This window comes from Pseudomonas sp. Eqa60 (assembly GCF_018326405.1).
Taxonomy (GTDB): Bacteria; Pseudomonadota; Gammaproteobacteria; order Pseudomonadales; family Pseudomonadaceae; genus Aquipseudomonas; species Aquipseudomonas protegens.
In genome coordinates, this window is sequence record NZ_AP024342.1 from 2,075,887 (window position 1) to 2,089,472 (window position 13,586).

Here is a 13,586-nt window from a genome sequence, read left to right on the forward strand (position 1 = left end):
GAAGTCATGTCGGGCTTTCTAACATGGCGCCTCCTGGTGTTTGTTGTGTTCCTGCAGGCCTCAGGGTTAGTCGGCAGCGGAGTAAGTGCCGTGCGCAAGGAGCTGGGCCGGGGGGCTTGGCATAAATGGTCGTGCATGTATTTCTGCTGCCGTTCTAATATGGCCGCCTGATTCCAACAAGAGAGCCGTCGATGACCGTAGAAATCCGTCCTGCACTGCCCAGCGATGCCCCGCAGATTCTTGCGTTCATCACCGAACTTGCCGATTACGAGCGGGCCCGCCATGAAGTGATCGCCGGCGTCGCCGATATCGAACGCAGCCTGTTCAGCGAGGGGGCCACGGCCCATGGCCTGATCTGCCTGCGCGAAGGCGTGCCGATCGGCTTTGCGGTGTTCTTCTTCAGTTATTCCACTTGGCTGGGCAGCAACTGCCTGTACCTGGAGGACCTTTACATCACTCCGGAACAACGGGGCGGCGGGGCGGGCAAGCAACTGCTGCGGCATCTGGCGCAGATCGCCTGTGACAATGATTGCGGGCGCTTCGAATGGAGCGTGCTGGAGTGGAACGAGCCGGCGATCCAGTTCTACAAGTCCCTGGGCGCCCAGCCTCAGGAGGAATGGGTCAAGTACCGCATGGATGGCGAAGTGCTGCGCGCCTTTGCTCGCGGCTGACCTCCGCTGGCTCGTGGAGGAGCCGGCGTGCCGGCGAAGGCGCACGCCATCGGCGCCCCCGGCGACAAGCCATGCTTTGACGGTGTCGAGAATCAGCCTTTCAAGGTCGCCATGTCGATCACGAAGCGGTACTTCACATCACCCTTGATCATGCGCTCGTAGGCTTGATTGATCTGGCGGATGTCGAGCATTTCGATATCGCAGGTGATGCCGTGCTCGGCGCAGAAGTCCAGCACTTCCTGGGTCTCGGCAATGCCGCCGATCAGCGAGCCGGCCAGCACCCGGCGGCTCATCACCAGCTTGCCGGCGTGCAGCGCCGGGTCCACCGGTTCGATCAGGCCCACCAGGATATGCACGCCATCGAAGCGCAGGGTGTCGAGGTAGGGGTTGAGGTCGTGGGGCACCGGGATGGTGTCCAGGAGAAAGTCGAAGTGCCCGGCCACCGACTGCATCTGCGCCGCGTCGGTGGATACGATCACATGGTCGGCACCCTGGCGGCGGGCTTCTTCGGCCTTGCTCGCGGAGCGGGTGAACAGGGTCACTTCGGCGCCCAGGGCCTTGGCGAACTTGATGCCCATGTGGCCCAGGCCGCCCATGCCGAGAATCCCTACCTTGTCACCGGGCTTGACCCCGTAATGCTTGAGTGGCGAGTAGGTGGTAATGCCGGCGCAGAGGATTGGCGCGGCGCTGGCCAAGTCGAGTTTCTCCGGAATGCGCACCACAAAGTGCTCGCTGACCACGATGCTGTCGGAGTAGCCGCCCATGGTGTTGCTGCCATCGACCCGGTCCGGGGTGGCGTAGGTCATGGTCGGGCCTTGCAGGCAGTATTGCTCCAGGTCGGCGGCGCAGGCCTCGCAGTGGCGGCAGGAATCCACCATGCAACCGACGCCCACCAGGTCGCCGACCTTGTGCTTGCTGACGTTGGCGCCGACGGCTGTGACCTTGCCGACGATCTCGTGGCCCGGCATCAGCGGGTACACGGCGATGCCCCATTCGTTGCGGGCCTGATGGATGTCGGAGTGGCAGACGCCGCAGTAGAGGATCTCGATGGCGACGTCGTCCGCACGCGGACTGCGGCGCTCGAAGCTCATGGGGGCGAGGGGAGTGGTGGCCGATTGGGCGGCATAACCGATGGCGGTGTACATGGTGGACCTCGCAAAAGCATTGACAATTGAGGCGTGGCATTCTCGGCGTCGGGCCCTGGGCCAACCATGGCGATTCCTCGGCATGTCATGCCTATTCCTCCGGCATTGGCGGTTTTCACGCGGCATTGGCGTACAGACCTGCGATGATGTTTTCGTCCCTTTTTCCGTGAAGTTTTCCCCATGCTGCTGACCCGCCATCTGGACGCCAACGCCACCCTGGTCTCGCTGATCCAGCCCCTTGCCAGCCGTGACGGTTTCGTTGCCACCGCCTTGCCCGGGGTCCAGGTGCTGCGGGCCAGTTGCGACGTGGCGCGGGGCCCACAGATCTATGAGCCGAGCCTGATGATCATTGCCCAGGGTAGCAAGCTGGCCTACCTGGGCACGCGAACCCTGGAATACGGTGCCGGGCATTACCTGATCCAGGCCCTGTCGGTGCCCTTCGAGTGCGAAACCTTCGCCTTGCCCGATGCGCCGCTGCTGGGGGTTTCCATCGCCATCGACCGGGCGGTATTGAGCGAGCTGGTGCTGGCCATGGGCGTCACCGAAGGCCGGGCGGCTTCGGCGCAGACCCTGGAGTCGATGACCTCGGCTGTGCTCGACGACGCCATGCGTGGTTGCGTGGAACGCTTGTTGCGCTGCCTGCACGATCCTCTGGAGTGCAAGGTCATGGGCCCTTCACGGGTGCGTGAGTTGCTCTTTGCCGCTTTGCGCGGGCCCCAGGCCGATGCGCTGCGGGCGCTGGTGGAGCAGCAGGGGCAGTTCGCCCGGGTTGCGGCTTCGCTCAATCACCTGCACGAGCACTACACCGAGCCGTTGAACGTCGAGACCCTGGCCCGCTGCGCCAACATGAGCACCTCGACCTTCCACGAGCATTTCAAGCGCAGCACCCTGCTGTCGCCGGTGCAGTACCTCAAGCGCCTGCGCCTGCTCAAGGCCCAGCAGTTGCTGCTGGGAGAGGGGCTGGGCGTGGCCCAGGTGGCGCATCGTGTGGGCTACCAGAGCACTTCGCAGTTCAGCCGCGAGTACAAGCGCTACTTCGAACGCAACCCGGGCGAAGAACGCGCCGCCTGAAAACATCGCCCCCCTTGTAGGAGCTGGCTTGCCAGCGAATGCGCCCTTGGGCCGGAGCAAGGCTTGGGGAGCTCTTCGCCGGCAAGCCGGCTCCTGCAGGGTGCTGTGCCAGAGAATCCCTGGCATGAAAAAGGCCCCCATAAAGGGGGCCTTCTTTTATCGCACCGGCTTACATGTTCGGGTAAGTCGGGCCGCCGGCGCCTTCCGGAGTGACCCAGGTAATGTTCTGGGCCGGGTCCTTGATGTCGCAAGTCTTGCAGTGCACGCAGTTCTGCGCGTTGATCTGGAAGCGCTTCTCGCCATCTTCCTGGGTGATCACCTCATACACGCCGGCCGGGCAGTAACGCTGGGCAGGTTCGTCGTACAGCGGCAGGTTGCGGCTCAGCGGGATGCTCGGGTCGGTCAGCTTCAGGTGGCAAGGCTGTTCTTCTTCATGGTTGGTGCCGGAGATGAACACCGAGCTCAACTTGTCGAAGCTGAGTTTGCCGTCGGGTTTCGGATAGTCGATCTTCACGCAGTCCTTGGCCAGCTTCAGGCAGGCGTAGTCCGGCTTGGTGTCGTGCAGGGTGAACGGCAGTTTGCCGCCGAAGATATTCTGGTCCATCCAGTTGAAGCCCGCGCCGATGATCGGGCCGAACTTGTGCATGGCCGGGCCGAAGTTGCGGCTGGCGAACAGCTCTTCATACAGCCAGCTGGCCTTGAACGAATCGACGTAGCTCTTGAGTTCGTCGGCTCCTTCGGAGCCGGCGAACAGCGAGTCGGCTACCGCATCGGCGGCCAGCATGCCGGACTTCATGGCGGTGTGGCTGCCCTTGATCTTGGCGAAGTTCAGGGTGCCCAGGTCGCAGCCGATCAGCGCGCCACCCTTGAACACCATCTTCGGCAGCGAGTTCAGGCCGCCCTTGCAGATGGCGCGAGCGCCGTAGCTGACGCGCTTGCCGCCTTCCAGGTACTGCTTGAGCACCGGGTGATGCTTGAGGCGCTGGAACTCGTCGAACGGCGACAGGTAAGTGTTGGCGTAGGACAGGTCGACGATCAGGCCCACTACTACCTGGTTGTTTTCCAGGTGATAGAGGAAGGAGCCGCCAGTGTTCTCGTTGCTCATGATATCCAGCGGCCAGCCGGCGGTGTGCACCACCAGGCCAGGCTGGTGCTTGGCCGGGTCGATTTCCCAGATTTCCTTGAGGCCGATGCCGTAGTGCTGGGCGTCGGCGTCGCTGTCCAGGTTGAACTGCTTGATCAGTTGCTTGCCGATATGGCCACGGCAGCCTTCGGCGAACAGGGTGTATTTGCCGCGCAGTTCCATGCCGGGGGTGTACATGCCCTCTTTCGGCTGGCCTTCACGGTCGACACCCATGTCGCCGGTAAGAATCCCGCGGACTACGCCGTTTTCGTCGATCAGGGCTTCCTGGGCGGCAAAGCCCGGGTAGATTTCCACGCCCAGGTTCTCGGCCTGCTGGGCCAGCCAGCGGCACAGATTGCCCAGGGAAATGATGTAGTTGCCTTCGTTGTGCATGGTCTTGGGCACAAAGAAGTCTGGAACCTTGGTGGAGGTTTCGCCGCTGCGCAGGACATAGATGTCGTCGCGGGTGACCGGGGTATTGAGCGGGGCGCCCAGTTCCTTCCAGTCCGGGAACAATTCATTCAGGGCCCGTGGTTCGAACACGGCACCGGAAAGGATGTGAGCACCGACTTCGGAGCCTTTTTCAACCACGCAGACGCTGATTTCCTTCCCGGCTTCAGCGGCCTTCTGCTTAAGGCGGCAAGCGGCGGACAAGCCTGCGGGGCCGGCACCGACGATGACCACGTCGAATTCCATGTATTCGCGTTCCACTAGGCTATCTCCTACTCAAGGCTCAACGGTTTTTTCTAATTGGAGGTTTGGCGTTGCATCCCCGCTTTCTCCCATCGCGCATGGGGGGGAGAAGGGGAGGACGGCCGACCTTTCTCTCTGGGCGGCGCATTATATCTACACCACTCTCAGCGTCCAATACAAACGTTTGTTTGAATTTGCCGCAGCCCAGATAAATCAAAGAAGCGCGGCTTATAAACGGCTATTTTGCCGTATTGACCGGAAAAGGCGTTCCGGTCAAGATACGGTCGGTTTTGCGCTCGCCGTAGGCTGACTGTTGGTTTCAAGAGCACCTCTAAAGACAGGGCAAAGGCAGTAAAGGTGACGCGCGCGCAGCTTGAAAGTGCGCAGTCTACACGCCGCGATAATGAATGACTCGTCGGTCACCACTGACGAACGGTCATCACCCCGTGAGCAAGGTCAACCTTTTTGTGCGCCAGCGTTTTTGGAGGTGCCCTTGTGCCGATGAGCATCAACCGCCAGGTTCTCGCCTAGGCGACTTTCTTTTCACCGGAGAGTAACGAGGAATCCATGAAGGTTCTTGTAGCTGTCAAACGAGTGGTCGACTATAACGTCAAGGTTCGCGTCAAAGCGGACAACTCCGGCGTCGACCTCGCCAACGTCAAGATGTCGATGAACCCTTTCTGCGAAATCGCAGTGGAAGAAGCCGTACGCCTGAAAGAGAAAGGTGTAGCGACTGAAATCGTCGTCGTCTCCATCGGTCCTGCTACTGCTCAAGAGCAACTGCGTACCGCCCTGGCACTGGGTGCCGATCGCGCGATCCTCGTCGAGTCCGCTGAAGAGTTGAACTCCCTGGCCGTGGCCAAGCTGCTCAAGGCCGTGGTCGACAAGGAACAGCCACAGCTGGTGATCCTCGGCAAACAGGCCATCGATAGCGACAACAACCAGACCGGCCAGATGCTGGCAGCCCTGAGCGGCTACGCTCAAGGCACCTTCGCCTCCAAGGTCGAAGTGTCCGGCGACAAGGTCAACGTCACCCGTGAAATCGACGGCGGCCTGCAGACCGTTGCGCTGAACCTGCCAGCCATCGTCACCACCGACCTGCGTTTGAACGAGCCGCGCTACGCGTCTCTGCCAAACATCATGAAAGCCAAGAAGAAGCCGCTTGAAACGCTGACTCCTGATGCTTTGGGCGTTTCCACCGCCTCCACCAACAAGACCCTGAAAGTCGAAGCGCCGGCTGCACGCAGCGCGGGCATCAAGGTCAAGTCGGTGGCTGAACTGGTCGAGAAACTGAAAAACGAAGCGAAGGTAATCTGATCATGACTATCTTGGTAATCGCCGAACACGATAACAAGGCGCTGGCTCCGGCCACCCTGAACACCGTTGCCGCCGCCGCCAAAATCGGTGGTGACGTGCATGTACTGGTAGCCGGCCAGGGCGTTGGCGCCGTGGCTGAAGCCGCGGCCAAGATCGCTGGCGTGGCCAAAGTGCTGGTGGCCGACAACGCCGCCTACGCTCACCAACTGCCGGAAAACGTTGCGCCGCTGGTGGCCGAACTGGGCGCTGGCTACAGCCACATCCTGGCAGCCGCTACTTCCAACGGCAAAAACATCCTGCCGCGGGTTGCCGCTCAGCTGGACGTAGACCAGATCTCCGAAATCATCTCGGTAGAAAGCGCTGATACCTTCAAGCGTCCGATCTATGCCGGTAACGCCATCGCTACCGTGCAGTCCTCGGCTGCCGTAAAAGTCATCACCGTGCGTGCCACCGGCTTCGACGCCGTTGCCGCTGAAGGTGGTTCGGCTGCAGTCGAAACCGTCGGCGCCGCTCACGATGCCGGCAAGTCGAGCTTCGTTGGCGAAGAGCTGGCCAAGTCCGATCGCCCTGAACTGACCGCAGCCAAGATCGTCGTTTCCGGCGGCCGCGGCATGCAGAACGGCGACAACTTCAAGCACCTGTATGCCCTGGCCGACAAGCTGGGCGCTGCTGTCGGCGCGTCCCGCGCTGCGGTGGACGCAGGTTTTGTGCCCAACGACATGCAGGTCGGCCAGACCGGCAAGATCGTTGCGCCACAGCTGTACATCGCCGTCGGTATCTCCGGCGCGATCCAGCACCTGGCGGGCATGAAGGACTCCAAAGTGATCGTCGCGATCAACAAGGACGAAGAAGCGCCAATCTTCCAGGTAGCCGACTACGGCCTGGTAGCGGACTTGTTCGAAGCCGTACCTGAGTTGGAGAAGCTGGTCTAATCCGGCGTCTTCACTTATAAAGAGCCCGGCCTTTTGGCCGGGTTTTTTTATGTGTGTTTTTTGTCGGGGGAGGGTTTCGCCATGGATCTGCGCCGCATGAGTGGCTGGCCAGTGCTGTTGGGCCTGACGTTGTTGCCATCGTTGTCGATGGCGGCGGGCAAGTGCGAGCGTCTGGTGGTCACTGGCAGCCCCGATGCACCGCCTTACCTGTGGCGTGACCCTCAGGACCCCAAGCACCTGATGGGTGCCAGCGCCGACCTGCTGCAGCAGGTGGCCGGGGAGCTGGGGCTGAAGGTCGAGGTGCTGTATGCCGGCAAGCGCTCCGAGGCGCTGGACGAGGTACGCACCGGGCGCATGGACCTGCTCGCCGATGCACCGCTGACCTTCAATGAGCTGGAATCGCTGGACTACATCCACCCGGCGCTGGTGCAGAACGACTATCTGGTCTGGACCCGCAAGGATTCGACCCTCAGCTACACCCAGCCGGGAGACCTGGCAGGCCATCCCGGCGCCGTGTCGGAAAAGGCCCGGCTGACTCAGCCCTTTGTCGCCATGGCCAAGGAGCATCTGCAACTCAAGCGCCTGCCGAATCTGACCCAGGTCTTCCAGACCTTGCTCCTGGGGGAGGTGGACTATGTGCTGGCGCCTCGCTACGCAGGCATGGCCATGGCCCAGACCCTGGGCATGACGGCGGATCTGGCGGCGTTTCCCCAGCCCATCGACAAACCGGGGCTGTTCCTTGCGCTGTCCCATAACTCCGCCTGCAATGACCCATGGTTGCGCGGACAGTTGGCCAAAAAGATGACAGAATTGCCCGCGTCCGGTCTGACGGAGACCTTGCTGCAGCGCAATCTGGAGCGCTGGAAGGCCCAGTTGCAGCAACCCGTCAGCAGCCCAAAACAGTAGGAATCTTGTGTGACTATTCGACCTCTTTTCGCCGCCATGGCTGTTCTCGCCCTGGCGGGTTGTGCAACCGATCCGGCGCCCATCGAGCAGATGCGCCTCACCGCGCAGACGCTGGAGCAGGCCAAGGCCGTGGGGGCTTCTGCCGAGGACATGCCCGAGTTGAAACTGGCCGAAGACAAGTTCTCCCGGGCACAGGGCAACATGCAGGATGAGTCCTACAAGAAAGCGCGGATGCGCGCAGAACAGGCCGAACTGGATGCGCGCCTGGCCGAAGCCAAGGTCCTGACCCGCAAGAGCCAGGAACAGGTGAATGCACTCAATACCCGCATCACTCGCCTGCGCAAGCAACTGGGAGATGCCCAATGAATCTGTCTACCCGGATCATCGGCAGTGCAGTGCTCCTGGCATGCGCCGGACTCTATGGCTGCGCTGGCCAGCACAGCGAAGAAGCCCTGCAGCAGGCCAGTAACGACTTCCAGAAGGTCAAGGAAGACTCCAACGTGCTGCGTATCGCGCCCAAGGACGTGATCCGTGCCGGGGAGTCCCTTGCACGTGCCGATCGCCTCTCCACCTATTGGGGCAGCGGTGGCGATGTGGAGCATTACGCCTACCTGAGTCGGCGCTACAGCGAAATCGCCCGTGAGCATACCGAACAGGCACTCAACAACGAGCGTGCGGCCAAGCTCGAGCTGGAGCGCCAGCGCCTGCAACTGGCCCTGCGCGAAGCCAAGTTGCTCAGCGTGCAGCAGCAGGGCAAATGGCTGGAAGAACAGATCATCAGCCTGGCCACCACCCAGACCGATCGCGGTCTGGTGATGACTCTGGGGGATGTGCTGTTCGATACCGGCGAAGCGGAACTGAAGAACTCGGCGAACCGCACTGTGCTCAAGGTGGTGCAGTTCCTCCAGTTGAACCCCAAGCGCGTGGTGCGCATCGAGGGTTACACCGACAACACCGGCGAGCGCCAGAGCAATCTGCAGCTGTCCAAGGACCGCGCCCAAGCCGTGGCGGATGTGCTGGTGGACCTGGGTATCGATGAAAAACGCATCCAGGTCGAAGGCTATGGCGACGACTACCCGGTGGAGGCCAATGCTTCCGAGCGGGGAAGGGCGCAGAACCGTCGGGTAGAGATCGTGTTCTCCGACGAAAAAGGCCAGTTGGGCGCTTCTCGCTGAAGCTGCGCCAGTGCCACGGAAAAACCCGACGCCTTGCCCGCGTCGGGTTTTTTTATGCCTGCCAAGAGGTTCACAAAAACCCTACAGTTATGCTTTTCACTGCCCTGTGTCCTCGACTATTGTAGAAACTGTCCCAGTACACTTCTAAACTGTGCCGGTATTGTTTCACACAAGAATAAAACACCGTGAAATCGAGTGCTGCGCCATGACCAATCTCTTGCTCTATCAACGTATCGCTCAGCAACTGGCTGAGGATATTCGCCGTGGTGTCTACCAGCCGGGGGAGCGCGTACCGTCGGTACGCAAGATGAGCTCGCAGCTCAATGTCAGCCACGCCACGGTACTCCAGGCCTACGCCAACCTCGAAGACCAGGGGCTGATTCGCGCGCGCCCGCAGTCGGGCTACTACGTGCACCAGACGCCGGCGCTGACCGCGCCCACGCCGGATATCGCCCGGGTCGAGCGCCCTGGGCTGGTGACCCGCAGCAGCATCATTCAGCAGGTGCTGGTGGAGTCCCGTCGCGAAGGTGTGTTTCCGTTGGGGGCCGCAGTGCCCAGCGTTGACTATCTGCCAGTGCGGGCGCTGCACCAGCAGTTGGCCAAGGTCACCCGGTTCCACAGCCCCCGGGCATTCAGTTACATGTTCAGCCCGGGCTTCGAGCCACTGCGGCGTCAGGTGGCCATTCGCATGCGCGATGCCGGGGTGGTGGTCGACCCGTCGGAAGTGGTGATCACCCACGGCTGCGTCGATGCCCTGCAGATGTCATTGCGGGTACTGACCCGGCCCGGGGACCTGATTGCTGCGGAGTCGCCGACCTACTACGGCCTGCTGCAACTGGCGGACTTGCTGGGGCTCAAGGTCATCGAGATTCCCAGTGATCCGTCCACCGGCATGAGCCTGGAAGCCCTGCAACTGGCGGCCAACCAATGGTCGATCAAGGCCCTGGTGCTGACCACACGCCTGAGCAATCCCCTGGGCGGCACCATGCCCGAGGAGCGGCAGAAGCAGTTGCTGCGCCTGGCATCGGATTTCGATATCCAGGTGGTCGAGGACGATATCTATGGCGAGTTGATGTTCGAGGTGGGGCGTACCAAGGCCCTCAAGGCCTATGACCGCCTGGATCGGGTGATCTACTGTTCGAGCTTCTCCAAGACCCTGTCTCCCGGCGTGCGCATCGGCTGGATGATTGCCGGCAAGTACCAGCAGGAGATCCAGCGCCTGCAGACCTTCAGCACCCATTCTGCGTGCAGCGTGACCCAGATGGGGGTTGCGGCCTACCTGGAAAACGGCGGTTATGACCGGCATTTACGGTACATCCGCCAGGAATACCGGAAGAATCTCAGCGCCTTTCAGCTGGCGGTGCAGCAGTACTTCCCTGAGGGCACGCAGATCACCCGGCCCAACGGGGGCTTCATTCTCTGGGTCAGCCTGCCGGGGCGGGTCAACACCCAGGAGCTTCATGTGCGAGCCTTGCAGCAGGGCATCAGCATCGCCCCGGGGCTGATCTTCAGCAACACCGAGCAGTTCAACCACTGTGTGCGGCTCAACTGCGGTACGCCCTGGAATCGCGAGGCCGAGCGGGCCCTGATGACTTTGGGAATGCTTGCCAGCCAGTTGTGCCAGGAGGCGGCGGGCGGATTTTAATCAGTGTGGCCCTGTGCTTGTCATGGGGCCTGCAACAAGCGAGCATAGAGGACCTTTTGTCGATCTACCTGTCTTTCATGAAAGCCTTTCTACCTGCCCTCTGGTTAAGTGTCTGTCTGTTGGGAACCGCCTTCATGGCTCCTGTCCAGGCGGCTTCCTCCCAGGACAAGCCGGCTGCGGGGGCGGCCCACGCCACTAAGGCGGCCCCTGCCAAGAAGGCTCCGGCCAGCAAGGCCAAGCCTTCGGCCAGTGCCAGCAAGAGCAAGTCCGCGGCCAAGAAGGCGCCCGCCAAACCCAAGTCCAAATGGGCCTATCAGGACATCAAGACGCCGTTGCCCAGTGCCAAGGTGGACTTGAGCCTGCCGCCGGAAATGGTCAAGCACCTGCAGCCGGTGGGCAGTGTGCCGCTACCCAAGCGCGAGCCGCTGCTGCCGCAGATGTTTGGCGAGAAGCCCAAGGAAAGCAGCCCGTTCCAGCTCAACGGCCGCTTGCTCAGCAATGAAATGCAATTGCAGCTGCGCAACGAGGAACGTCGGGATATCGAAGGCGCGGCCCTGGATTTCGAGTTCAAGCAGTAAATTCTTCATCCTCTTCTGTGACGGGTTGGCTCGACACTTTGTCGGAGACTGATCAGTCACGCACGGTTGTGCGTCAAATCCGTTCTTTGAGTAATTTTAAACGGCTGTTTTAGCGGTTACTCTTGGCGGGCGTCATTCAACACTCTGCTTGTCGCAAGGAGCTTTTCCTCATGAACTGCCGTGAAGGTTGTGGCGCCTGCTGCATCGCCCCTTCCATCAGCACCCCGATTCCCGGAATGCCCCAGGGCAAACCGGCGGGAGAACGTTGCCTGCATCTTTCTGTCGAACACCTGTGCGGGCTGTTCGGCCTGCCGGAGCGGCCGGCGGTGTGTGGGGCGTTCCTGGCGGATCCCGAGGTGTGTGGCGAAAGCCGCGAAGAAGCCATCCGCCTGATTGGCTGGTGGGAACAAGTGACCGCGGCATAGAGTGTTCTCAATGAACGGAACTTCAACAATAAGGAATAAGACAATGGGTTCGCTGCAACGAATGGCTGTGCTCTGTGGTTTAACCGTGCTGTTGTCGGCAACGGCCCACGCCGAAGACTGGCAAACCGCCAAGGATGAAGACGGCATCAAGGTCTCCTTGAGTGAAGTGGCCGGCTCCAAATACAAGGCCTACCGTGGTGTGACCACCATGAAGACCTCCATCGCCAAGCTCCGCGCGCTGCAGGAAGACGTGGCGGGCGCCTGCTCCTGGATCCACGAGTGCAAGACCCAGAAACTGCTCAAGCACGAGGGCGATCAAAGCTGGACCTACACCCAGTTCAACACCCCGTGGCCAGTCACTGCCCGTGACTCGGTATTGCACATCACTACCAGCGAAGCGGCCGACGGCAGCCTGACCCGCAAACTGGAGGGCGTGCCCACCTACATCCCTGAAGAGAAAGGCTTCGTGCGGGTGGCCCAGGTCGAGGGCTACTGGAAGTTCGTACCCAAAGGCGCCGACCAGGTGGAAGTGACTTACCAGGTGCACACCGAGCCGGGTGGTAGCGTGCCGTCCTGGCTGGCCAACAAGTTCGTGGTGGATGCGCCGTTCAACACCCTGAAGGCACTCAAGGCTCGCGCCGAAAAGCCTTGATCGGCTGAGTTTTGCCAGCATTACCAGGGCCGCCTTCGGGCGGCCTTGTCATTGATGTGTTCCGGCAGCGCGGTGGAACGATTGCCCGTTGCTCAGGGTCGAGATGTTGTCAGCCCACTCATGGGGCTATCGAGGAGGCACTGATGCAAAAGTGGCAAGTCACTTTCGTTGACGATCATGGTGTCCAGTCCGTCGAGCATTTCGACTGCGACCAGCAACCGACGATGGAACGCGCCGCCCAACTGGTGCGGGCCAAGTTGTTGCCAGTGAGTGCCGAACTGGACCTGAACGATCTGGACGGGCGCACCGAGGATCCCACCCTCAAGAGCCTGAAAGAGCAGAACAGCATTCAGATTCTCAGTATCACGCCGATCTAGAGAGGGTAGAGCGCGCTTCGCAGCAATTTCTGGCGACGTCCAGAGCAAGGCGCTAATCTGCAAACGAGATCAGCGAATTCTTCGCTAGGCTCTGATCTTGTCAGCTCCATGCTTGTTTCCTGACGACCCGCCCCGGGTCGTGATGCTGGTCCCTTTGGCCTGCGGTTCGGGAAACACGGAAAGTCTATCCATCGGTTTGAGGAGGACGTTTCATGAGCACAGCCGTTCAAGAAGACATCAGCAGCAGTGTGCTGCGCCGCATGAAAGAAGGCGGTTTCGACTTTTCACGATTCCATCCCATCGAGTTCTACGCCATTTTTCCGGATGAGGAGCGGGCACGCAGGGCGGCAGGACATTTTCGCGGTGAATCCTTGAATGCCCAGGTCAGCGTGCGTGACGACGGCGCCTGGTACCTGGAACTGAGCAAGGTGATGTACGCCACCTATGGCGGCATCGGGGATTTTGAACAGGACTTCGAGGCGGTGGTCGAGCCCCTGGGCGGCATCATTGAGGGCTGGGGAGTGAAACAGGAGATCCGTGGACGGCTGGTATAGCCTGCGCTAGATATACCGAGACAGACAATTGGCTGGCCCCTGGGCCGGCCAATTGTGTTTTCGGGGCCCGCACAAGATAAAAAAAAGCCACCCGAGAGGGTGGCTAAAAGGGAAGACCGGTCAGGAGAGGGAACCGGTCGGGAGAGCCCGGACCCGGTTGTCATCGGCGTCATCAAGGTTGCAGCAGCGACTTCATCAGGCTTGGCGAAGTGTTTGCTCGATGGACGCGATTATCCCCAGCGGCCAGCGGGCAGTGAAATCAACTCTGACTATGCTGGTGATAGCCAAGACCGATGCCAGCCATGGCCGGGGCAGGGGCGGT

At 61.1% G+C, this 13,586-nt stretch carries 15 protein-coding genes; 13 read left to right on the forward strand and 2 right to left on the reverse strand.

What is annotated here, in order from left to right; genetic code table 11:
• The first annotated feature begins 191 nt into the window (after window positions 1–191).
• A complete protein-coding gene (locus tag KI242_RS09445; protein WP_053157030.1) occupies window positions 192–671 on the forward strand; it encodes a GNAT family N-acetyltransferase in 480 nt (159 codons plus the stop codon).
• A gap of 92 nt (window positions 672–763) precedes the next feature.
• On the opposite strand, the gene KI242_RS09450 is transcribed toward KI242_RS09445, so the two are convergent.
• On the reverse strand, window positions 764–1,816 hold the full coding sequence (locus tag KI242_RS09450) for an NAD(P)-dependent alcohol dehydrogenase (protein WP_053157034.1): 1,053 nt from the start codon (window positions 1,814–1,816) through the stop codon (window positions 764–766).
• Window positions 1,817–1,996: 180 nt separating this feature from the next.
• On the opposite strand from KI242_RS09450, the gene KI242_RS09455 reads away from it, so the two are divergent.
• The gene (locus KI242_RS09455; RefSeq protein WP_011060138.1) at window positions 1,997–2,887 is read left to right on the forward strand and encodes an AraC family transcriptional regulator; all 891 of its coding nucleotides are present in this window, start codon (window positions 1,997–1,999) and stop codon (window positions 2,885–2,887) included.
• A gap of 169 nt (window positions 2,888–3,056) precedes the next feature.
• Here KI242_RS09455 and KI242_RS09460 read toward each other — a convergent pair whose 3' ends face one another.
• A complete protein-coding gene (locus KI242_RS09460) occupies window positions 3,057–4,721 on the reverse strand; it encodes an electron transfer flavoprotein-ubiquinone oxidoreductase (protein WP_011060139.1) in 1,665 nt (554 codons plus the stop codon).
• A 549-nt stretch (window positions 4,722–5,270) separates the two neighbouring features.
• On the opposite strand from KI242_RS09460, the gene KI242_RS09465 reads away from it, so the two are divergent.
• The 11 genes from KI242_RS09465 (at window position 5,271) to KI242_RS09515 (ending at window position 13,264) form a co-directional block, all read left to right on the forward strand.
• Window positions 5,271–6,020 (forward strand): electron transfer flavoprotein subunit beta/FixA family protein, encoded by a 750-nt coding sequence (locus KI242_RS09465; RefSeq protein ID WP_015634720.1) that lies wholly within the window; start codon window positions 5,271–5,273, stop codon window positions 6,018–6,020.
• Window positions 6,021–6,022: 2 nt separating this feature from the next.
• Window positions 6,023–6,952 carry an FAD-binding protein gene (locus KI242_RS09470; RefSeq protein WP_011060141.1) on the forward strand — a complete coding sequence of 310 codons (930 nt, stop codon included), beginning with the start codon at window positions 6,023–6,025 and terminating at the stop codon, window positions 6,950–6,952.
• 81 nt (window positions 6,953–7,033) lie between these two features.
• Entirely contained in the window at window positions 7,034–7,858 is an 825-nt protein-coding gene (locus KI242_RS09475; RefSeq protein WP_053157134.1) for a transporter substrate-binding domain-containing protein, read from the forward strand.
• Window positions 7,859–7,867: 9 nt separating this feature from the next.
• Window positions 7,868–8,224: a DUF4398 domain-containing protein gene (locus tag KI242_RS09480; RefSeq protein ID WP_011060143.1), complete on the forward strand. Its 357-nt coding sequence runs from the start codon at window positions 7,868–7,870 to the stop codon at window positions 8,222–8,224.
• Window positions 8,221–9,033, forward strand: coding sequence for an OmpA family protein (locus KI242_RS09485; RefSeq protein WP_011060144.1), 813 nt, complete (start codon window positions 8,221–8,223; stop codon window positions 9,031–9,033). Before KI242_RS09480 ends, KI242_RS09485 begins: the two co-directional genes overlap by 4 nt.
• A gap of 205 nt (window positions 9,034–9,238) precedes the next feature.
• On the forward strand, window positions 9,239–10,678 hold the full coding sequence (locus KI242_RS09490) for a PLP-dependent aminotransferase family protein (protein WP_011060145.1): 1,440 nt from the start codon (window positions 9,239–9,241) through the stop codon (window positions 10,676–10,678).
• A 77-nt stretch (window positions 10,679–10,755) separates the two neighbouring features.
• A complete protein-coding gene (locus tag KI242_RS09495) occupies window positions 10,756–11,256 on the forward strand; it encodes a hypothetical protein (RefSeq protein ID WP_053150162.1) in 501 nt (166 codons plus the stop codon).
• A 170-nt stretch (window positions 11,257–11,426) separates the two neighbouring features.
• The gene (locus KI242_RS09500; RefSeq protein WP_011060147.1) at window positions 11,427–11,681 is read left to right on the forward strand and encodes a YkgJ family cysteine cluster protein; all 255 of its coding nucleotides are present in this window, start codon (window positions 11,427–11,429) and stop codon (window positions 11,679–11,681) included.
• A 43-nt stretch (window positions 11,682–11,724) separates the two neighbouring features.
• Window positions 11,725–12,333, forward strand: a complete 609-nt coding sequence (locus tag KI242_RS09505) for an START domain-containing protein (protein ID WP_011060148.1) — start codon at window positions 11,725–11,727, stop codon at window positions 12,331–12,333.
• 143 nt (window positions 12,334–12,476) lie between these two features.
• Window positions 12,477–12,710 (forward strand): hypothetical protein, encoded by a 234-nt coding sequence (locus tag KI242_RS09510; protein ID WP_015634724.1) that lies wholly within the window; start codon window positions 12,477–12,479, stop codon window positions 12,708–12,710.
• A gap of 212 nt (window positions 12,711–12,922) precedes the next feature.
• Complete coding sequence (locus KI242_RS09515; RefSeq protein WP_011060150.1) at window positions 12,923–13,264, forward strand: ribonuclease E inhibitor RraB; 342 nt, start codon at window positions 12,923–12,925, stop codon at window positions 13,262–13,264.
• Window positions 13,265–13,586 lie beyond the last annotated feature (322 nt).